The following is a 19,775-nucleotide window of genomic DNA, read 5'->3' on the forward strand; positions in this document are numbered from 1 at the left end:
AGTAGCTTCAGTGACTTCACCCCGCACCACCAACCTGAGCCTGGTCGACACCGACCCGGCGGAGCTCGCCGTCGACGCGATCGTGATCGGCGTGCACAGCCAGACCGGAGAGCAGGGCGCCACCAGCGGCCTCGCCGGCACCCTGCTGCTCGCCAGCGGCGCCGAGAGCATCGCTGCCGCGTTCGACGGCAAGCTGACCGAGACCCTCGCGCTGCTCGGCGCGACCGGCGGGCCGGGTGAGGTGATCAAGCTGGCCACGCTGGGCACCGTGACCGCCCCGCTGGTCACCGCGGTCGGGCTCGGCCCGGAGCCGTCGGGTGCCGCCCCGGCCCCGGAGACGCTGCGCCGGGCCGCGGGTGCGGCGATCCGGGCTCTGGCGGGCGCGCCCACTGTCGCGCTGGCGCTGCCGCTGCCGGACGACGCGGACGCGTCGGCCGAGCTGCGCGCGGTCGCCGAGGGCGCGCTGCTGGGTGGGTACCGGTTCCCCGGTTACAAGACCCGGCCCCAGCCGACCCGGCGTGAGCCGGTGGCCGAGGTGCTCATCGCGGTGCCGGACGCCGGCGACGCGGGCGCCCAGGCGGAGGTCGTCCGGGCGCAGGCGGTGGCGGGCGCGGTCCGGCTCAGCCGGGACTGGGTGAACACCGCGCCGAACGAGCTGCGTCCGCCGTCGTTCGCCGACGCGGTCGCCAGCGCGGCGCGCGAGGCGGGCCTCGGCGTCGAGGTGCTCGACGAGGCGGCGCTGGCCGCTGGCGGGTACGGCGGCATCGTCGCGGTCGGGCAGGGCTCGGAGGCCCCGCCGCGGCTGGTGAAGCTGACCTACACCCCGCAGGGCGGCGGCAACGGCAAGCGGGTCGCGCTGGTCGGTAAGGGCATCACCTTCGACACCGGCGGCATCTCGATCAAGCCGGCGCAGGGTATGTGGGAGATGAAGTCCGACATGGCGGGCGCCGCCGCGGTGGGCGCGGCCATGCTGGCGATCGCCGCGCTGAAGCCGACGGTGGCGGTCAGCGCGTACCTGCCGATGGCGGAGAACATGCCGTCGGGCACCAGCTACCGGCCGGGTGACGTGATCACCATGTTCAACGGCAAGCGGGTCGAGGTGCTCAACACCGACGCCGAGGGCCGGATGATCCTGGGCGACGCCATGGCCCGTGCCTGCGCGGACGGCACCGACTACCTGTTCGAGACCTCCACCCTGACCGGCGGCCAGGTCATCTCGCTGGGCAAGCGGATGGCCGGCGTGATGGGCACCCCGCAGCTGTGCGACCGGGTGAAGGTGGCCGGCGACGCCGTCGGCGAGCCAGCCTGGCCGATGCCGCTGCCCGACGACGTCCGTAAGGGCATGGAGTCGGACGTGGCGGACATCTCGCAGGTCAACGCCGGGATGGACCGGGCCGGTCACATGCTGCAGGGCGGCGTGTTCCTGCGTGAGTTCGTGACCGACGACGTGGCGTGGGCGCACATCGACATCGCCGGGCCGGGCTACCACTCGGGCGAGCCGACCGGCTACTGGACCAAGGGCGGCACCGGCGTTCCGGTCCGCACGCTGGTGCAGCTCGTCGAGGATGTCGCCGCCAACGGCTGACGGAACGGAAAGCGAGGGGCCCCCGGTCGACGCCGGGGGCCCCTTTCACTACCGCTCGGGGCGACGTTTGCGGCGTTCGTTGAAGTCACGCATCCGCTGCGGGTAGCCCATCAGCCGGACGTCGTAGACCGGGATGCCCATCCGGTACGCGAAGCGCCGGGCTCCGTCCGGGCCGTCGATGCGCCGACGGGTCCACTCCCCGTCGTCGGCGATCAGGATGACGGTGGTCTCGGTCACCGTCGTACGGGGTTCGATGTACGCCTCGACGCCGCGCCGACTCCGGATGAAGTTCTCCAAATGGTCCAGATCCCCACGACTGGCAGCACGGTCATGGCTCGGCACAGCCGCCTGTTTGCGGCGCCGGAACAAGCCCACCGGTTCTCTCCCCCACCGAGCGTCATCGACAACGGTGCCAAGGGTACGTGTCGATGACGTGTCGTTGGGCACCTCGGTACGCACCCTGTGCCCAGTGGTGACAAGATGACCGAGGTGGGGTGTGTCCGTGTTACACCTCTGTGACCCCCGATGCAGCGACGCGACCTGGGAGTTGGACGTGAGCGAGCCGAACGAAGCGACCTTCGACATTGTCATTCTCGGAGGTGGCAGCGGCGGCTACGCGACCGCGCTGCGCGCCGTCCAGCTGGGCCTGAAGGTCGCGCTGGTCGAGAAGGGCAAACTCGGCGGCACCTGCCTGCACAACGGCTGCATCCCGACGAAGGCTCTGCTGCACGCCGCCGAGATCGCCGACCAGGCCCGTGAGTCGGAGCAGTTCGGGGTCAAGGCCGAGCTGATCGGCATCGACATGGCCGGCGTCAACTCGTACAAGGACGGCGTGATCGCCCGCCTCTACAAGGGCCTGCAGGGCATGTTGAAGGGCAACAAGGGCATCACGATCGTCGAGGGTGCCGGCAAGCTGGTCGGTAAGAACGTGGTCGAGGTGGACGGCAAGCGCTACACCGGCCGCAACATCGTCCTGGCCTCCGGCTCGTACGCGAAGAGCCTGCCTGGCCTGGAGGTCGACGGCGAGCGGATCATCACCAGCGACCACGCCCTCACGATGGACCGGGTGCCGTCGTCGGTGATCGTGCTCGGTGGCGGTGTGATCGGCGTCGAGTTCGCCAGCGTGTGGAAGTCCTTCGGCGTGGACGTGACGATCGTCGAGGCGCTGCCCCGGCTGGTCGCCGCCGAGGACGAGGAGTCGTCCAAGGCGCTGGAGCGGGCGTTCCGCAAGCGGAAGATCAACTTCAAGGTCGGCAAGCCGTTCGAGAAGGTCGAGAAGACCGAGGGCGGCGTCAAGCTGACCATCCAGGGCGGCGAGACCGTCGAGGCGGAGCTGCTGCTCGTCGCCGTGGGTCGCGGCCCGAACACCGCCAACCTCGGGTACGAGGAGCAGGGCGTCAAGATGGACCGCGGCTTCGTGCTGACCGACGAGCGGCTGCGCACCAGCGTGCCGAACGTCTACGCGGTCGGCGACATCGTGCCCGGCCTCCAGCTCGCGCACCGCGGCTTCCAGCAGGGCATCTTCGTCGCCGAGGAGATCGCCGGCCAAAACCCCGCCGTGATCGACGAGGTCGGCATCCCGCGCGTCACGTACTGCGACCCGGAGCTGGCGTCGGTGGGCCTCACCGAGGCCAAGGCCAAGGAGCAGTACGGCGCCGACAAGGTCAAGACGTACAACTACAACCTGGGTGGCAACGGAAAGAGCCAGATCCTCAAGACGACCGGCTTCGTGAAGCTGGTCCGGGTCGAGGACGGCCCGGTCGTCGGCGTACACATGATCGGCGCCCGGGTGGGTGAGCTGATCGGCGAGGCGCAGCTCATCTACAACTGGGAGGCGTACCCGGCGGAGGTCGCCCAGCTCGTGCACGCCCACCCGACCCAGAACGAGGCCCTGGGCGAGGCGCACCTGGCCCTCGCCGGCAAGCCGCTGCACGCGCACGCCTGATCATCCACAACCGCGGCGTCCGGCGACGGGCGAAGATCCCACCAGGGGAATGAAGGAGTCTCAGAACATGCCGGTATCGGTCACCATGCCCCGGCTCGGCGAGAGCGTCACCGAGGGCACCGTCACTCGCTGGCTCAAGCAGGAGGGCGACACGGTCGAGGTCGACGAGCCCCTGCTCGAGGTCTCCACCGACAAGGTCGACACCGAGATCCCGTCACCCGCCGCCGGCGTGCTGAGCCGGATCGTGGTCGGCGAGGACGAGACCGCCGAGGTCGGCAGCGAGCTGGCCGTCATCGCCGGTGAGGGCGAGTCGACCGGCGGCGGCGAGGCAGCCCCGCAGGAGCAGGCCCCGGCCGAGTCGGCCGAGCCGGCCGCCGAGCCGACGGCCGCCGCCGAGGGCACCGCGGACGAGGTGGCCCAGGACGAGGCCCCGGCCGAGGCTCCGGCTCCGGCCGCCGCCTCGTCGGGCGAGGGCACCGCGGTGAAGATGCCCGCCCTGGGCGAGAGCGTCACCGAGGGTACGGTCACCCGCTGGCTGAAGCAGGTCGGCGAGACCATCGAGGTCGACGAGCCGCTGCTGGAGGTCTCCACCGACAAGGTGGACACCGAGATCCCGTCGCCGGTCGCCGGCACGGTGCTGGAGATCAAGGTCGCCGAGGACGAGACCGCAGCGGTCGGCGCCGACCTGGCGATCATCGGCGCTGCCGGCGGGGCCCCCGCCCAGGCGCAGCCCGAGCCGAAGCCCGAGCCGAAGGCGGAGGCCAAGCCGGCGCCGAAGGCCGAGCCGAAGCCGGAGCCGAAGGTCGAGGAGCCGACGCAGGGCGCCTCGTACAGCGAGCCCGCCGCGGAGACCGAGAGCTCGGCGCAGCCGGCGAAGACCGAGCAGGCCGCGCAGCCGGCCGCGTCGACCTCGGCGCCGGCACGTCCGTCCGCTCCGGCGCCGGGTGCCGGCGAGGAGGCCGCCGGGTACGTGACCCCGCTGGTGCGCAAGCTGGCCGGTGAGCACGGCGTCGACCTGGCCGCGCTCAACGGCACCGGTGTGGGTGGTCGGATCCGCAAGCAGGACGTGCTGGAGGCGGCCGAGAAGGCGAAGGCCGCCAAGGCCGCTCCCGCCGCCGCACCGGCGCCGTCGGCCGCACCGTCGGCGGCTGCGGCCACCCCGGCCGCGAAGCCGCAGCCGAGCGGCAAGCGGGGCACCACCGAGAAGCTCCCCCGGATCCGCAAGGCCATCGCCAAGCGGTTGCACGAGTCGCTGCACGAGATGGCGCAGCTCACCACGGTGGTCGAGGTGGACGTCACCCGGATCGCCAAGCTGCGGGCGCAGGCGAAGGACTCGTTCGTGCAGCGGCACGGCGTGAAGCTGTCCTTCCTGCCGTTCTTCGCGCTCGCCGCCATCGAGGCGCTGCAGACCCACCCGATCGTCCAGGCCAGCATGGACCTGGAGGGTGGCACGATCACCTACCCGGCTGCCGAGCACCTCGGCATCGCCGTGGACACCGAGCGGGGTCTGCTGACGCCGGTCATCCACAACGCCGGCGACCTCAACCTGGGCGGCATCGCCAAGCGGGTCGCCGACCTGGCCGAGCGGACCCGGACCAACAAGATCAGCCCGGACGAGCTGGCCGGGGCGACCTTCACGCTGACCAACACCGGCAGCCGGGGTGCGCTCTTCGACACCCCGATCGTGCCGTCGCCGCAGTCGGCGATGCTCGGCACCGGTGCCGTCGTCAAGCGGCCGGTCGTGGTCAACGACCCGGAGTTGGGCGAGGTCGTCGCGATCCGGTCGATGGTCTACCTGGCCATGTCCTACGACCACCGGCTGATCGACGGCGCCGACGCGGCCCGCTTCCTGACCACTGTCAAGGAGCGGCTGGAGGCCGGCAACTTCGAGTCGGAGCTGGGCCTGGCTTGATCCGCTGAACGACGAGAGGGCGCCCCGGTCATCGACCGGGGCGCCCTTCCCGTCCTGGTGCTCAGCTCTTGAGCAGGGCGGTGGAGACCTGCCAGAGTCGTTCGGCGGCCTCCGGGTCCAGCGCGTAGTCGGCGACCCCGGTCCGCTGGCCCGGTTGGGCGGGGGCGGCCTCCTGGCAGTCCTCGAAGTAGCGCCCACCCACCTCGTCGAGCAGCGGTGACGCGGCGACCAGCACGGAGGTGGCAGCGCCCTGCTCGACGGTCTTCCAGGCCGCCGCGTTGCCCGACCGCATCCGGTCCAGTTCCTCCTTGCTCACGTAGCGCTGCAGGTTGGTCTGGATCGCGCCGGGCATCAGCGAGTTGGTGTAGATGCCGTCGTCGGACCAGCGTCGGGTCGCTTCCACGGCGAACAGCACGTTCGCCGTCTTGGACTGCCCGTACGCCTGCCACGGCTCGTACTCCCGCTTGTCGTACTGGATGTCCTCGAAGACCACCGGTGAGCGCAGGTGGGCGGCGGAGCTGACCGAGACGATCCTGGCCCCGTCGCCGGCGGCGAGTGCCGGGCGGAGCCCGTTGGCGAGCGCGAAGTGCCCCAGGTGGTTGGTGGCGAACTGCATCTCCCAGCCCTGCGGTGTGCGGGACAGCGGTGCCGCCATGATCCCGGCGTTGTTGACCAGGATGTGCAGGGGGCCGTCCCAGTTGGCCACGAAATCGGCGATCGAACCCTGGTCGGCGAGGTCGAGCGGGGCGACCAGGACCCGGTCGTTGCCGGTGGTGCCGGTGATGTCGTTGGCGGCCTGCTGACCCGCGTCCGGGTTCCGGACGGCCAGGGTGACCTCCGCGCCTGCGCTGGCCAGGGCGCGGGCGGTCTCCACGCCGATCCCGGAGGACCCGCCGGTGACGACCGCCCGCCGCCCGGCGAGGTCCACGCCCCGGATCACGTCCATCGCTGTGGAGTGATGGGCGAACGAAGTGGTGATCGGGTTTTTGGTCGTCATTGTCCATCCTTGTCCGGGGTGGGCGGACCGACCGGCCCGCTGCGGAAGGCCGTGGCCCCGGTGTTTCCCCGACCCGGGCCGGAGGTAACGCCGAGCCCGTCACCCTCGCCGTTCGGGCCTCCGACCAGCCCGGACGCTGCCAGAGTGGGATCGTGGGCGGCTACCGGCGGCGTGGACAGCTGGGACCGGCCGTCCCGATCGCCCCGGGCGCCCGGGTGGACAAGTTCGAGGTCTTCTTCGACCTGGTCTTCGTCTTCTCGTTCTTCATCATCACCCGGGCCACCGCCGCGAACATCTCCGGTCGGCAACTGCTGCACGCCAGCCTGGTGCTCGCCGTGCTCTGGTGGATCTGGGTGGTGCACAGCCTGGTCGCCACCCGGGTCCGGCTCGGCGAGGGCTACGTCCCGGTGCTCATGGTGATCGCGATGGTCGCCCTGTTCGCGTTCGCGTTGGCGCTCCCGCAGGCGTTCAGCGACCCGAAGGGGAGCGCCGCCGGCCCGATGCTGGTGGCGATCAGCTACGTCGTGGTCCGCGGCATCCACTGGATCCTCTATCAGCACGTGGTGCGGGACAGCCCGCAGGAGCGGCGGCAACTGCGGCGTTTCGCTCCGGAGCTGGCGGTGAGCATCGTGCTGCTGCTGGCCGCCGCGCTCATCCCGCCGCAGATCACCGACCCCGACCGGGCCGCCCTGGTCCGCGACGGGCTGTGGATCGCCGTGGTGGTGGTGCAGTACGCCACCGGCTTCATCGTCGGGACCTGGGGCTGGGGGGTGACCAGCGCCGAGCACTGGACCGAGCGCTACGACCTCATCCTGATCATCGCGCTGGGCGAGTCGATCATCTCGACGGGGGTGGGCGGTAACCTGCTCGGCAAGCCGGTCACCTGGCCGGCGGTGGCCGCCGCCGCGCTCGGCATCGTGGTCACCGCAGCCCTCTGGTGGGCGCACTTCGACTTCATCGGGCCGGCCGCCCGGATCGCCCTGCACGCGGCGGAGGGCGGCCCTCGGGTGGCGATGGCCCGCGACGCGTACGCGTACGCGTACCTGCCGATGATCGCCGGGGTGATCCTCTTCTCGATCGGCAACGAGCAGATCCTCCACAAGATCACCGACCCGGCCGGCGGGATCGCCGAGAAGATCGAGGGACCGGCGATACCGATGTTCTTCGGCGGTCTGATCTGCTACTTCGCCGTCAACCTGCTCTTCCAGTTGCGCACCCTGCACACCGTCACCTGGACCCGCATCGGCGTCATAGTGGTTCTCACGGCTGCCCTTCCGGTCGGCCAGCACCTGCCGGCGCTGGGCGCGCTCATCCTCGCGACAGTGATCTGCGTGGCGCTGGTGGCCGTGGAGGTGGTGGTGATGGCGCAGTCGCGGCACGCCCTGCGGGCCGTCGTCTTCCAGGAGCGGACCAGCCACGAGGCCCATGAGGCCGCCTGGCGGGCGCGCTGGCACGACGTCGAGGAGACCGACGAACCGACCACTCCGTGATTCCCGGGTTTGGGAGGCGTGGCCGGCCGGCCCTAGACTTCGGCCCAGCGTCGCAGTGCACCCGGCCCGAAGGCCGCCGTGGGCATGGAGGCGCGGGGACAGCATGGGACGACACGTGCACCCAACTAGTTCACCGGCCGGCCGGCTCGCCGCCGTCGGCAATCAGATGATCGAGATTCACCTCTGGCTCAGCGCGGAGCTGGCCCGACTGCAGGCAAGCCTCGACACCCCGTCGCGGGACCTGCGCGCGCACTGCCTCACCTTCTGCGCCGCGCTCGGCCGACACCACACCGGTGAGGACGCGGGCGCGTTCCGGCTGCTGGCCGAGGAGGCCCCCGAGCTGCGCCCGGTCATCGACAACCTGATCACCGATCACGAGGTGGTGGCGGGGATCCTGGAACGGGTCGAGGCACTGCTGGGCGGCGACGCGGCGGTGCCGGTCGCCCAGGTACGCGCCGAGCTGGCCGGGCTCGCCGCCCTGCTGGAGTCGCACTTCCGCTACGAGGAGAAGCGGCTGGTCACCGCCCTGAACGCGCTCACCGGTCGACCCGGAACGACAGCGGACCTGCTCGGCCTGTCCGCGCCCGGTTCCGGCTAGCCGGCCTGAGCGCGCACGGTTCCCCCTAGCCGGCCTGCTCGGCCTCCGAGCCCGGGGCGACCGGGGGTAGCCGCTCGTAGAAGCGGATCTTCTCCCGGAGGTGGTCGTACTGGCGCTGAAGCAGGCGCATCTGCTCCTCGACCCGCGCCGCGTGGTGGCACAGCAACTCGTGCCGCTCGTCGGTGGTGTGCTCGCCGTCGCGGGCCAGTTGCGCGTAGCGGCGCATCTGCGCGATCGGCATCCCGGTGTCCCGCAGGCAGCGGAACAGCACCAGCCAGCCGAGGTCGTCGTCGGTGAAGACCCGCTGCCCGCCCGCCGTGCGCTCAACGTCCGCGAGCAGGCCGATCTTCTCGTAGTACCGCAGGGTGTCCAGGCTGAAGCCGCTGCGGCGGGCGGCCTCCGAAGGGGCGTAACCGCTCATCTCGCGAGATGGTAGCGCTTGACCTGGAGCGCGCTCCAGGTTGGAGGCTGGTGACCATGACGACGACACGGACGCTGGGACGCAGCGGCATCGCGGTGAGCGCGATCGGAATGGGGTGCTGGGCCATCGGCGGCCCGCTCTGGGGTGACGACGGGCAGCCGTTCGGCTGGGGCGAGGTGGACGACGACGAGTCGATCCGCACCATCCACCGGGCGCTCGATCTCGGGGTGACCCTGTTCGACACCGCCAGCAACTACGGCGCCGGGCACAGCGAGCGGATCCTCGGTCGAGCCCTGGCCGGGCGGCGGGACAGCGTGGTCATCGCCACCAAGTTCGGCAACGTCAGCGAGGAGAGCACCCGGCGGGCGCTCGGCACCGACGCCAGCCCGGCCTTCGCGGTGCGCAGCCTGGAAGACTCGCTGCGCCGGCTCGGCACCGACCACGTCGACCTCTACCAACTGCACATCAACGCACTGCCGGTGCCCGCCGCGCTCGATCTGGTCGACACCCTGGAGGCCCTTGTCGACCAGGGCAAGATCCGGGCGTACGGCTGGAGCACCGACGACCCGGCCTCGGCGGAGGCGTTCGCGGCCGCCGGCCCGCACTGCGCCGCGATCCAGCACGACGAGTCGGTGCTGCGCGACAACGCGGCGGTGCTGGCGGTCTGCGACAAGCACGACCTGGCCAGCCTCAACCGCGGCCCGCTGGCGATGGGGCTGCTCACCGGGTCGACCCGGGCGGTCGGGGCGGACGATGTGCGCGGACGGGCACCGGAGTGGCTGGAATGGTTCACCGAGGGCCGGCCGACGCCACGCTGGGCGGCCCGGGTCGACCAGGTCCGCGCGGCGCTCACCGCCGACGGGCGCACCCTGGCCCAGGGCGCGCTGGGCTGGCTGCTGGCGCGCAGCCCCCGTACCGTGCCGATCCCCGGCCTGCGCACGGTCGCCCAGGCCGACGAGAACCTCACCACCCTGGAGCTGGGCCCCCTGAGCGCCGAGTCCTACGCCGAGGTGGAGCGCCTCCTAACCGACCTCCGCACCCCCTAACCCACCCCTCGCCCCCACCCCTAACCCCGCCCCCGGCCTCGCCCTCTCGCGCCGTCGATCTTGCACTTTCTGTGTCGACAAAAAGGGCGTAGCAGGGCAGAACGGCAACCGAAAGTGCAAGATCGGCGAGGGGTGGAGGGCTCCAGATGCGTCCGGGGGCGGGGGTTTGGACGAAGATGGGGGTATGCGGATCCTTCTGGCCGGCACGTCCGGCTTCCTTGGCACCCGGCTGGCCGACCTGCTCGTCCGCGACGGACACGAGGTCACCCGGCTGGTCCGTCGAGCGCCGGGCGGGCCGCAGGAGCAGCGATGGGACCCGGCCGCCGGGCAGCTCGATCCGGCCGTGGTCGCCGAGGCCGACGCCGTGGTCAACCTGGCCGGCGCGGGCGTCGGCGACAAACGCTGGAACGACGACTACCGGCGGTTGATCCGCACGAGCCGGGTGGACACCACCACCACGCTGGCGACCACAATCGCCGGGCTCCCCGCCACGGGCCGACCCCGGGTGCTGCTCAACTCATCCGCCGTCGGCTGGTACGGCAACACGGGCGACCGGGCGGTCGAGGAAGACGCCCCGGCCGGCGAAGGTTTCCTGGCCGACGTCTGCCGGGTGTGGGAGGCCGCGACCCGTCCGGCCGAGGACGCCGGCGTACGCGTGGTCCGGCTGCGTACCGGCCTGCCGCTGCACCGCGATGGCGGCCTGCTCAAGCCGCAGTTGCTGCCGTTCAAGCTCGGCATCGCCGGCCGGTTGGGCAGTGGCCGGCAGTGGCTGCCGTGGATCTCGATGGCCGACTGGCTGGACGCTGTCCGCTTCCTGCTCGACAGCGACGACATCGCCGGCCCGGTCAACGTGGTGGGGCCGAACCCGGTCACCAACGCCGAGTTCACCCGCGAGCTGGCTCGGCAACTGCACCGGCCGGCGGTCATCCCGATTCCCGCACTGGCGCTCAAGGTGGCCCTCGGCGGCTTCTCCCACGAGGCCCTCACCAGCACCCGGGTCCTCCCCGGAGTCCTGACCAGAGCCGCCTACCCCTACCAGCACCCCACTCTCGACACTGCCCTGAAAGCAGCCCTGACCCCCTGACCCCACCCCCTCCCCACCCTGTTGATCAAGAGACTTGCGTCAGAATCCGGCTCCCGGATGACGCAAACCTCTTGATCAACAGAGGCGGGCGGGTGGGGTCAGCAGCCGATTACCCAGTGGTTGGGGGCGGTCTGCTTGAGGGTGCTGGTGTAGAACGTGTTGTAGAGGCCCATCCGCTGGTTGGAGCCGTTGGCGTAGGCGTAGCCGCCGGACTGGTACGCCCGACCGGCCGCCACGTGCGCGTAGTTGCTGGCCGTCACGCAGGTCGGCGGCGTGGTCGGGGTGGCCGTCGGGGTCGGCGTGGGGGTGGCGGTCGGCGTCGGCGTGGGGGTGGCCGTCGGGGTCGGGGTCGGGTTGGTCCCGCCGCCGTTCAGACCGAAGAAGAGCGCGTCACGGTACGTCGAGCAGATGGTGTCCAGGAAGTACGCGCCCGCGGTGCCGCACTGCTCGGCCGCCGAGCCCGGGTCGACCGGGGTGCCGTGGCCCATTCCGGAGATCCGGTAAAGGCGTACGTCGTCGTTGCCGTACACCTCCAGGCTGGTGTTGCCGGGCAGCGACGAGGTGCTGGTCGGGGTCTGCGACACGCCTCGCACGTTGGTCCACTGGTCGCGGGACTCGGTGCCGTTGAGCGGGGTGACTGTGGTGTCCGAGGTGCCGTGCCAGATCGCCACCCGGGGGCGCGGACCGGTGTAACCGGAGTACGCGCCCCGCACCAGGTCGCCCCACGCGGCCGGGGTCTTGTCCGCACCCGGGTTCATGCAGCTGAACGCGTTGACCATGCTGGTGGCGCAGCGGTACGGGATTCCCGCGATGATCGATCCGGCGGCGAAGACGTCCGGGTAGGTGGCCAGCATGACGGCGCTCATCGCCCCGCCTGCGGAGAGCCCACTGACGTAGACCCGGGAACCGTTCACCCCGAAGTTGGCCTTGGCGTGGTCGACCATCTGCTTGATCGACAGCGCCTCGCCCTGCCCCCTGGTGGTGTCCCCGGCCTCGAAGAAGTTGAAGCACGAGTTGGCGTTGTTGCCACTGGGCTGCTGGGCGACGATCAGGGCGAACTTCCACTGGTCGGCGTACTTCTGCCAGCCCGAGCCGGCGAAGTAGCCGGAGGCGTTCTGGGTGCACCCGTGCAGCAGGACGACGGCCGGGGAGTTGGCCGGCAGGTTGTCCGGCCGGTAGGCGTACATGGCGAGGTTGCCGGGGTTGGAGCCGAACCCGGTGACCTGGGTGAGAGTGGCGGCCTGAGCGGGTGCGGCGACGGCGACCGCGCCCGTGACGGCGAGGGCGAGCCCGGCGACCGCACCGAGCAGCCTGGTGAGGGTGGACGAGGAGCGGCGCACGGCGGCCTCCTGGAAGGGGCGGACTGTGAACTGGGTCACTGTCGAGTTGCCGAGACGTTACGACGATGTGTCGCCGCTATGACATGGGGTGGACTCACACATTCACGACGAACGCTGTGTACGCCGAACCCCGCCCGCCGACGCCGTACCAGAACCGACGACAACCGCCGGTCTGACCGGACCGTCCAGGTCCGGTTGGTAACGTCCGCTGCGTGCCGTCCTCCCCGTCGCTGGCCACCGGGCCCGCCCCCGCGTCACCGCAGCGCACCGTCCGGGACCGCCGGGCCGACCTGATCGTCGTGCTGGTGGCGCTCGCGCTCGCCGTCTGGGTGACAAGCGGGCTGTGGCGGGACCCGAACACCCGCACCATCACCGTCAACTCCAGTGACCAGGCGCTGTTCGAATGGCTGCTGGCCTTCGGCGGGCACTCGGTCACCCACTGGGACAACCCGCTCTTCACCTACCTGATCAACGTCCCGGACGGCGTGAACCTCGCGGTCAACACGACGATCACCGTGTACGCGGTGGTCTTCGCCCCGCTCACGTACCTGATCGGGCCGCCGGCGACGTTCCTGGTGATCCTCACCCTGAACCTGCTCGCCACCGCGCTGGTCTGGTACTGGCTGCTCTCCCGGCACCTGGTCCGCAGCCGGCTGGCCGCCGGGGTCGGCGCCCTGTTCATCGCCTACTCCCCCGGCATGGTGTCGCACGCCAACGCGCACCTGAACTGGACCGCCGGTTGGCTGGTGCCGCTGTTGATCTGGCGGCTGTTCGCGCTACGCCGCGCCGGGCACTGGCTTCGGGACGGGGTGATCCTCGGCGTGCTGGTGGCGGTGGCCTTCTCGATCGCCGCCGAAGGGCTCTTCTTCACCGCGCTGGCGCTGGGGGTGTTCGTCGCCATCTGGGCGCTGCACCCGGCCAACCGGGCGGAGGCCCGTGCCGTGCTGCCCACCTTCGTGCGCGGGCTCGGGGTGACCGCCGTGGTCGCCGGCGTGCTGCTGTCGTACCCCCTGTGGTTGCACTTCGCCGGGCCGCAGCGGTTCCACGGCACCGGCTTCGACCCGGTGATCCACTCCGAGGACATCGCGGCGTTCGCCGCCTTCCCACGCCGCTCGCTGGCCGGCGAGGCCGGGTTGGGCACCTCGTTGGCGCCGAACCCGACCGAGGAGAACTCGTTCTTCGGCATTCCGCTGCTGGTGCTCACCGTGGTCTGTTTCGTCACGCTCTGGCGGCGGGCCGACCCGAGCCGCCGGGCCACCCTCTGGGCGCTGGGCGTTCTGGCGCTGATCTTCTCGGTGCTCTCCTTCGGCCCGATCGCCAAGGTCGACGGGCGACGCACCGACCTCCCCATGCCGTTCGACCTGCTCGGACAACTGCCGGTGGTGAACGCCGCGCTGCCCGCCCGGCTGGCGCTGGTGGTCGCGCCGGTGATCGGGCTGGTGCTGGCGTACACCGTCGACCAGTTGCGTGCCGCGCCACCCCGGTACCGCCCCACGGAGCTGGCCTGGGTGCTCGGCTTCGCGGCGGCCCTGGTGCCGCTGCTGCCCACCCCGCTGCTGACCGACGAGCGGGAGCCGATCCCGCGGTTCATCACCTCCGGCACCTGGCGGGACTACGTCTCGCCCGACGGGGTGCTGACCCCGGTGCCGCTGACCGTGGACATCTACCCGGACGGTCAGCGGTGGCAGGCGTACGCGCTGTCGCACCGGCAGGGCGAGTTCGCCATCCCGGGCGGCTTCTTCCTCGGGCCCGGTGGGCCGGACGGGCGGGGCCGGATCGGTCCGGTGCCGCGCACGCTCAGCGCGTTGATGGACCAGGCCGGCCGCACCGGGTTGGTCCCCATCATCACCGACGGCACGATCCGGGAGGTCCAGTCGGACCTGCGGCACTGGCGCATCGAGACGGTGGTGCTCGCCGACCAGGTGCACGGCGCGAAGTTCGAGGTCGACGAGGAGGCGCTGCGACGTACCGGCATCGCCCTGTTCGGCGAGCCGCAACGGGTCGACGACGTCTGGCTCTGGCGCATCCCGCCCACCGATCGGTAGTCCGCGACGCGGCCGGTCGGGGCATCACGACCGGCCGTCATCGCGTCTAATGGGCCGATGGAATCGACCGGCGGGCGACTGCGGCGTGCCACCGTTGTCGGGCTCGCGCTGGGGCTCGTGGCGCTCAGCGCGCCAGCGGCCACGGCCACTGACCGCCCCGCCGCGGCCGCGAGCAGCGCTCTCACCGACAGCACGGCCGGGGTGGTGCCGAGCCGGGTGCGCGATCCGTGGCTGTGGCAGGCCACCGTGGGGCAACGACCGGCCGGTCCGGCCGCGTTGGTGTTCTTCACCGACCGCACCCGCTATTTCGAGTCGACCGGCGTGCTTGTCGCCCGGGACGGCGCCTACCGGCTCATCCCGATCGGCATGGCGGAGGGGCACGGGCTGCTCTCCCCCGACGGGCGCCACTACCTGCGGCCGCAGTCCGGCGAGTTGCTGGACCTCACCACCGGCCGGCAGCGCCGCACAGTGAAACCCGGGCTGCACCCGTTCGCCTGGTCACCGGATGGGCGACGCGTGCTCGGCACCCGCAACAACGACGATCACGTCATCAGCTACGGGCCGGACAATCAGCAGCTCAACGACCCGGAAAAGCCCGACGACCTGCTCGTCGTCGACCCGTACCAGGGCACCGAGCAGGTGGTCGAGGCCGGCACCTTCGCCGCCCACAACGAGGCGGCCTGGTCACCCGGTGGCGACCTGGTGGCGGTCACCGGCTCGCCGGACGTGCCTGCCCGGCTCGCCGAGCGCCAGCGACTTGTGGTCCTGGACCCGACCGGCGGCGGTCCTCGCTGGCAGGTCGACCTGGGCGACCGGCGGATGCTGGCCGGCCCCGCCGCCTGGCATCCGGACGGCCGGCGGCTCGCCCTGCTCGCCTTCGACGGCTGCGCCGGGCCCAGGTGCACGGCCGAGCAGCTGGCGGCGCGCAGCTGGCGAATCGAGTTCCTGGACACGGCCACCGGTCAGGCGGTCGGCCAGGCCCTGCCGGCCGGCACGTCGGTCAGCGGGATCGTCGGCTGGCGCGGCGACGACCCGCTCCTGCGGTACGTCAGCAGAACGGAGGCGGCCACGGACCGGCAGGCCACTCTCGCCGCGCTGTCGCCCGAGGGCGGTCGCGAGGTGCTGGTGACCACGCCGGTCGGGTCGACCAACCTGATGGTGCCGGGCGACCTGCTGACCCGGGCCGCGTTCGGTGGGCCGGAACCCCAACCGTCACCCTTCGCCGCCCCGCTCTGGGTCTACCTGACGCTGGCCGTGCCGACGCTGCTCGTGATCGCTCTCATCGTCCGCCGGGTCCGCCGCCACCGCGCTGCGACGGGCCCTGCTCCGGCGTGACAACGAGCCGCCGAGCGGCTTGACGTGGTCCTCGTGAGGCGGCTCACCAGGGATGATCGCCCCGGACGGGACTAGGCTGGTTGCCGTGACAACGACGACCCCCGGCCTGACGGCCGTCCGTGCCGGTCTGCTCGACTACCAGGCCGCCTGGGACGAGCAGCGGAGCCTGCACGAGTCGGTGGTGGCTGGCGAGCGCGGCGACACGGTGCTGCTGCTGGAGCACCCGAGCGTCTACACGGCGGGCAAGCGCACCGAACCGTGGGACCGGCCCATGGACGGCACCCCGGTCGTCGACGTGGACCGTGGCGGCAAGATCACCTGGCATGGGCCGGGGCAGCTCGTCGGTTACCCGATCCTGCGCCTGCCCGACCCGGTGGACGTGGTCGCCTACGTGCGCCGGACCGAAGAGCTGCTCATCGACGTGTGCGCGGAGTTCGGGCTGACCGCCGGCCGGGTCGAGGGGCGCAGCGGGGTCTGGGTGCCCGAGGACGACCGGGGGCCGGCCCGCAAGGTGGCGGCCATCGGCATCCGGGTGGCCCGGGGCGTCACCCTGCACGGCTTCTCGATCAACTGCGACTGCGACCTGACGTACTTCGACCGGATCGTGCCGTGCGGCATCCGGGACGCTGGCGTCACCTCGCTCACCGCCGAGCTTGGTCGGCCGATCAGCGTCGCGGACGTGCTGCCGGTGGTCGAGCGCCGGCTCTCCACCCTTGTCGCGATCTGAGAGTCGGCCGCGCGTCGGGTGACCGACTGGCGGCTTACCCTCGGTCGGTGCAGATTGATCTCGTCACCGTCGTCATCACCGAGTACGACCCGGCCATCGCCTTCTTCACCGGGGTGCTCGGCTTCGAGCTGGCCGAGGACGCCCCGTCGCTGACCAATGACGGGCGGCCGAAGCGTTGGGTGGTGGTCCGTCCGCCGGGCGGCGGCACCGGCTTGCTGCTGGCCCGTGCCGACGGCGAGCGGCAGGAGGCCGCGGTGGGCGACCAGACCCACGGCCGGGTGGGGTTCTTCCTCCAGGTCGACGACTTCGACGCCACCTACCGCCGGATGGTCGAGAAGCGCGTCGAGTTCGTCAAACCGCCGCGCACCGAACCGTACGGCCGGGTCGCCGTCTTCCGCGACGTTGCCGGCAACCTCTGGGACCTCCTCGGCCCCGCCTGAGCCGCTGCCGGCCCGCTCCACGGATCGAGTGGGCCGGCAGGGCTCCCACCTACGGGGTCAGCCGGTGCAGGTCACGGGGGAACGCGGTGACCTCGCGGACGTTCGCCGCGCCGACCAGCCGGGCCACGAACCGTTCCAGGCCGATGGCGAAGCCACCGTGCGGCGGCATGCCGTGCCGGAACGCGTCCAGGTAGCCGACGTACGGCTCGACCGGCTCACCCCGGGCCGCCAACGCCGCCAGGTAGTCGGCGTGCCGGTGCAACCGCTGCCCGCCGGTGACCAGCTCCAGACCCCGGAACAGCAGGTCGAAACCGTTCGAGTACGCGGGCCGCGCCGGGTCCGGGTGGGTGTAGAAGGGTCGCTTCGCCATCGGATAGCCGGTGACGAACAGGAAGTCCGACCCGTGTTCGCGCCGGGCCCACTCCCCCAGCGCCCGTTCGTGGGCGGGCGCGAGGTCCGGCTCGTCGGCGGGCGCGCCGGCGATCGTCAGCGCCTCGGTGAAGTGCACCGCCGGGATCTCCGCCGGCACCTGCGGCGGCGAGACGCCGAGCGTCGCCAGTGCGCCGGCGGCCCGCTCGTCCACGGTGCCGAGCATCCCGGCCACCGTGTCGCGCAGCACGCGCATCACGTCCCGGTGGTCGGCGACGAAGCCCAGCTCCGCGTCGAGCGACGTGTACTGCGCGAGGTGCCGGACCGTGTCGTGGGGTTCGGCCCGGAAGACCGGCCCGACCTCGTAGACACGTTCGAAGACACCGACCATCAACTGCTTGTAGAACTGCGGTGACTGGGCCAGGTAGGCGGGTCGACCGAACCAGTCCAGCGCGAACACGTTCGCACCGCTCTCGGTGCTGGAGCTGACCACCTTCGGCGTGTGGACTTCCACGAAGTCCTGGGCGTCGAGTGCGGCCCGGAACCCGGCCACCGCGGCCGCCGAGATCCGCAGGGCGGCCGAACGGGTGGGGTGCCGCAGCGCGGTGGGCGCGTTGTCGAGCTGGGTGGGCAGGCTCGCGGTGAGTGCCGGCCGGTACAGGTCGAACGGCGGCGGCTCGGCGGGCGACCCGAGGAGACGTACCGTCGGGTCGGTCAGCTCGACCCCGGCGGGCGCCGTGCCGTTCGCGGTGGCCGTCGCGGTGACCTCGACGACCGTCTCTTCGGTGAGTTTCTCCAGCTCGGCGCGGACGGCCGGGTCGGTGACGACCACCTGGGCAAGGCCGGTGGCGTCGCGCACGATCAGGAAGGCCACCGACTTGAGCAGTCGGCGGCGGTGCACCCAGCCGGCGATCCGCACTGTCGTGCCGATCCTGGCGGGCAGTTGCTCGGACAGGGTTCGTTGCATGGCGGGCTGCTCCTCGGTCGATCGCCACGCCGTCGCCGCCCTGGGGTGGCGAAAGCGTCGCATCAGCCCCAGGGAGGTGTGGGCGAGCGGGAACCTCGCGGTGCCACCACACCTTCGCCCCCGCCGGAGCGGGGACCTCGTTCGTCGCCTGATGACCGGGGCCAGCCGGGCGGGCTCTACTGGGCGCGAGGGGCCCGCGGCCGTTCTTCCCGCAGCTCGGGAGGGTCTTCGCGCCCCGGTGCCAGACCGCCTCTCAGCACCGGCGGCTCTCTGCACTGGCGGGTCGGGGGCTACTCGGCTCCGTCGTCGCTGTTGGCGGTGACCGTAGCACCCGAATCCCGCTCGTGTGACGCACATTTTCGACACCCCGGTGTCCGGCGTCACAACGTTCGGGGCGTGACGCCGGTCGCCTGACGCACATAGACACCCGCCGTCCGGCGTAGGCTCATTTTCGTGACGATCGAGCACTCCGCGCCGACGACCGGCCAGGCAGCGCGCACCGCAACGGCGGCCCCCGAGGGGCGGCGTCTGCTGCGGATCGAGGCGCGTAATGCCGAGACGCCGATCGAGCGCAAACCGCCATGGATCAAGGTCAAGGCCAAGATGGGCCCGGAGTACACCCAGTTGCGCGGGCTCGTCTCGCGCGAAGGGCTGCACACCGTCTGCCAGGAGGCCGGCTGCCCCAACATCTACGAATGTTGGGAAGACCGGGAGGCCACCTTCCTCATCGGTGGTGACCAGTGCACCCGGCGCTGCGACTTCTGCCAGATCGACACCGGCAAGCCGGCCGAGTTCGACGCCGACGAGCCGCGTCGCGTCGCCGAGTCGGTGGTCTCGATGGGGCTGCGTTACGCCACCATCACCGGTGTCGCCCGTGACGACCTGCCCGACGGCGGTGCCTGGCTGTACGCCGAGACCGTCCGACAGATCCACGCCCTGCAGCCCGGCTGCGGCGTCGAGCTGCTGATCCCGGACTTCAACGCCGTCCCCGAGCAGTTGGCCGAGGTCTTCAGCTCCCGTCCCGAGGTGCTGGCCCACAACGTGGAGACGGTGCCGCGCATCTTCAAGCGCATCCGGCCGGCGTTCCGCTACGACCGCTCGCTGGACGTGATCCGGCAGGCCCGCGCCGACGGCCTGGTCACCAAGAGCAACCTGATCCTGGGCATGGGCGAGGAGCGGGCCGAGGTTTCGCAGGCGCTGCGTGACCTGCACGAGTCCGGCTGCGAGCTGATCACCATCACCCAGTACCTGCGCCCCTCGCCCCGGCACCACCCGGTGACCCGCTGGGTCAAGCCGGAGGAGTTCGTGGAGCTGCGCGAGGAGGCCGAGGAGATCGGCTTCGCCGGGGTGATGAGCGGGCCGCTGGTGCGTTCGTCGTACCGGGCCGGCCGGCTCTACAAGCAGGCCATCGACGCCCGCGCCGCCGCTTCGGTCGCCACCGCCAGCTGACCCCGCCGGCAGCGCCGCACGGCCG

General features: G+C 71.6%; 17 protein-coding genes. 12 read left to right on the top strand and 5 right to left on the bottom strand.

Going from position 1 to position 19,775, the window contains the following annotated elements:
* Positions 1-10: 10 nt before the first annotated feature.
* Positions 11-1,585, top strand: a complete 1,575-nt coding sequence (locus ACGF3C_RS15285) for a leucyl aminopeptidase (protein ID WP_357232545.1) — start codon at positions 11-13, stop codon at positions 1,583-1,585.
* A 48-nt stretch (positions 1,586-1,633) separates the two neighbouring features.
* Here ACGF3C_RS15285 and ACGF3C_RS15290 read toward each other — a convergent pair whose 3' ends face one another.
* Positions 1,634-1,960, bottom strand: coding sequence for a hypothetical protein (locus ACGF3C_RS15290; RefSeq protein ID WP_355007761.1), 327 nt, complete (start codon positions 1,958-1,960; stop codon positions 1,634-1,636).
* Positions 1,961-2,138: 178 nt separating this feature from the next.
* On the opposite strand from ACGF3C_RS15290, the gene lpdA reads away from it, so the two are divergent.
* Entirely contained in the window at positions 2,139-3,530 is a 1,392-nt protein-coding gene (lpdA, locus tag ACGF3C_RS15295; RefSeq protein WP_355007762.1) for a dihydrolipoyl dehydrogenase, read from the top strand.
* Positions 3,531-3,597: 67 nt separating this feature from the next.
* On the top strand, positions 3,598-5,442 hold the full coding sequence (gene sucB / locus ACGF3C_RS15300) for a 2-oxoglutarate dehydrogenase, E2 component, dihydrolipoamide succinyltransferase (protein WP_393222278.1): 1,845 nt from the start codon (positions 3,598-3,600) through the stop codon (positions 5,440-5,442).
* 61 nt (positions 5,443-5,503) lie between these two features.
* Here the strand turns inward: sucB and ACGF3C_RS15305 are convergent, their stop codons facing one another.
* Positions 5,504-6,439, bottom strand: a complete 936-nt coding sequence (locus tag ACGF3C_RS15305) for an SDR family NAD(P)-dependent oxidoreductase (protein ID WP_357232970.1) — start codon at positions 6,437-6,439, stop codon at positions 5,504-5,506.
* Positions 6,440-6,591: 152 nt separating this feature from the next.
* On the opposite strand from ACGF3C_RS15305, the gene ACGF3C_RS15310 reads away from it, so the two are divergent.
* Both ACGF3C_RS15310 and ACGF3C_RS15315 read left to right on the top strand, forming a co-directional pair.
* Entirely contained in the window at positions 6,592-7,929 is a 1,338-nt protein-coding gene (locus ACGF3C_RS15310; protein WP_357232972.1) for a low temperature requirement protein A, read from the top strand.
* Between the two features lie 103 nt (positions 7,930-8,032).
* Positions 8,033-8,527, top strand: coding sequence for a hemerythrin domain-containing protein (locus tag ACGF3C_RS15315; RefSeq protein WP_357232974.1), 495 nt, complete (start codon positions 8,033-8,035; stop codon positions 8,525-8,527).
* A 25-nt stretch (positions 8,528-8,552) separates the two neighbouring features.
* Here the strand turns inward: ACGF3C_RS15315 and ACGF3C_RS15320 are convergent, their stop codons facing one another.
* Positions 8,553-8,948, bottom strand: a complete 396-nt coding sequence (locus ACGF3C_RS15320) for a MerR family transcriptional regulator (protein ID WP_393222283.1) — start codon at positions 8,946-8,948, stop codon at positions 8,553-8,555.
* A gap of 56 nt (positions 8,949-9,004) precedes the next feature.
* On the opposite strand from ACGF3C_RS15320, the gene ACGF3C_RS15325 reads away from it, so the two are divergent.
* Complete coding sequence (locus ACGF3C_RS15325) at positions 9,005-9,994, top strand: aldo/keto reductase (RefSeq protein WP_357229556.1); 990 nt, start codon at positions 9,005-9,007, stop codon at positions 9,992-9,994.
* A gap of 184 nt (positions 9,995-10,178) precedes the next feature.
* Positions 10,179-11,078 carry a TIGR01777 family oxidoreductase gene (locus ACGF3C_RS15330; RefSeq protein WP_393222286.1) on the top strand — a complete coding sequence of 300 codons (900 nt, stop codon included), beginning with the start codon at positions 10,179-10,181 and terminating at the stop codon, positions 11,076-11,078.
* Positions 11,079-11,176: 98 nt separating this feature from the next.
* Here ACGF3C_RS15330 and ACGF3C_RS15335 read toward each other — a convergent pair whose 3' ends face one another.
* Positions 11,177-12,418, bottom strand: coding sequence for a PHB depolymerase family esterase (locus tag ACGF3C_RS15335; RefSeq protein ID WP_393222853.1), 1,242 nt, complete (start codon positions 12,416-12,418; stop codon positions 11,177-11,179).
* Positions 12,419-12,630: 212 nt separating this feature from the next.
* Here ACGF3C_RS15335 and ACGF3C_RS15340 point away from each other — a divergent pair, with 212 nt between their 5' ends.
* The 4 genes from ACGF3C_RS15340 (at position 12,631) to ACGF3C_RS15355 (ending at position 16,965) form a co-directional block, all read left to right on the top strand.
* Positions 12,631-14,463, top strand: coding sequence for a DUF2079 domain-containing protein (locus ACGF3C_RS15340; RefSeq protein ID WP_393222289.1), 1,833 nt, complete (start codon positions 12,631-12,633; stop codon positions 14,461-14,463).
* 57 nt (positions 14,464-14,520) lie between these two features.
* Complete coding sequence (locus ACGF3C_RS15345) at positions 14,521-15,798, top strand: hypothetical protein (RefSeq protein ID WP_393222292.1); 1,278 nt, start codon at positions 14,521-14,523, stop codon at positions 15,796-15,798.
* A gap of 85 nt (positions 15,799-15,883) precedes the next feature.
* Positions 15,884-16,525 carry a lipoyl(octanoyl) transferase LipB gene (lipB, locus tag ACGF3C_RS15350; RefSeq protein ID WP_357229547.1) on the top strand — a complete coding sequence of 214 codons (642 nt, stop codon included), beginning with the start codon at positions 15,884-15,886 and terminating at the stop codon, positions 16,523-16,525.
* A 47-nt stretch (positions 16,526-16,572) separates the two neighbouring features.
* Positions 16,573-16,965, top strand: a complete 393-nt coding sequence (locus ACGF3C_RS15355; protein WP_357229544.1) for a VOC family protein — start codon at positions 16,573-16,575, stop codon at positions 16,963-16,965.
* A 49-nt stretch (positions 16,966-17,014) separates the two neighbouring features.
* Here ACGF3C_RS15355 and aspS read toward each other — a convergent pair whose 3' ends face one another.
* A complete protein-coding gene (gene aspS, locus ACGF3C_RS15360) occupies positions 17,015-18,301 on the bottom strand; it encodes an aspartate--tRNA(Asn) ligase (protein ID WP_357229541.1) in 1,287 nt (428 codons plus the stop codon).
* A gap of 453 nt (positions 18,302-18,754) precedes the next feature.
* On the opposite strand from aspS, the gene lipA reads away from it, so the two are divergent.
* The gene (gene lipA, locus ACGF3C_RS15365) at positions 18,755-19,750 is read left to right on the top strand and encodes a lipoyl synthase (RefSeq protein ID WP_355007777.1); all 996 of its coding nucleotides are present in this window, start codon (positions 18,755-18,757) and stop codon (positions 19,748-19,750) included.
* Positions 19,751-19,775 lie beyond the last annotated feature (25 nt).

Origin of the sequence: Micromonospora sp. NPDC047762, from assembly GCF_043204655.1 — a bacterium.
Lineage (GTDB): Bacteria > Actinomycetota > Actinomycetes > Mycobacteriales > Micromonosporaceae > Micromonospora.

What these genes read in the sequence shown, in the direction of transcription:
- sucB (WP_393222278.1), top strand. Translation starts at nt 3,598, where the DNA reads ATGCCGGTATCGGTCACCATGCCCCGGCTCGGCGAGAGCGTCACCGAG.
- ACGF3C_RS15305 (WP_357232970.1), bottom strand. Translation starts at nt 6,439, where the DNA reads ATGACGACCAAAAACCCGATCACCACTTCGTTCGCCCATCACTCCACA.
- ACGF3C_RS15315 (WP_357232974.1), top strand. Translation starts at nt 8,033, where the DNA reads ATGGGACGACACGTGCACCCAACTAGTTCACCGGCCGGCCGGCTCGCC.
- ACGF3C_RS15320 (WP_393222283.1), bottom strand. Translation starts at nt 8,948, where the DNA reads ATGAGCGGTTACGCCCCTTCGGAGGCCGCCCGCCGCAGCGGCTTCAGC.
- ACGF3C_RS15325 (WP_357229556.1), top strand. Translation starts at nt 9,005, where the DNA reads ATGACGACGACACGGACGCTGGGACGCAGCGGCATCGCGGTGAGCGCG.
- ACGF3C_RS15330 (WP_393222286.1), top strand. Translation starts at nt 10,179, where the DNA reads ATGCGGATCCTTCTGGCCGGCACGTCCGGCTTCCTTGGCACCCGGCTG.
- ACGF3C_RS15345 (WP_393222292.1), top strand. Translation starts at nt 14,521, where the DNA reads ATGGAATCGACCGGCGGGCGACTGCGGCGTGCCACCGTTGTCGGGCTC.
- aspS (WP_357229541.1), bottom strand. Translation starts at nt 18,301, where the DNA reads ATGCAACGAACCCTGTCCGAGCAACTGCCCGCCAGGATCGGCACGACA.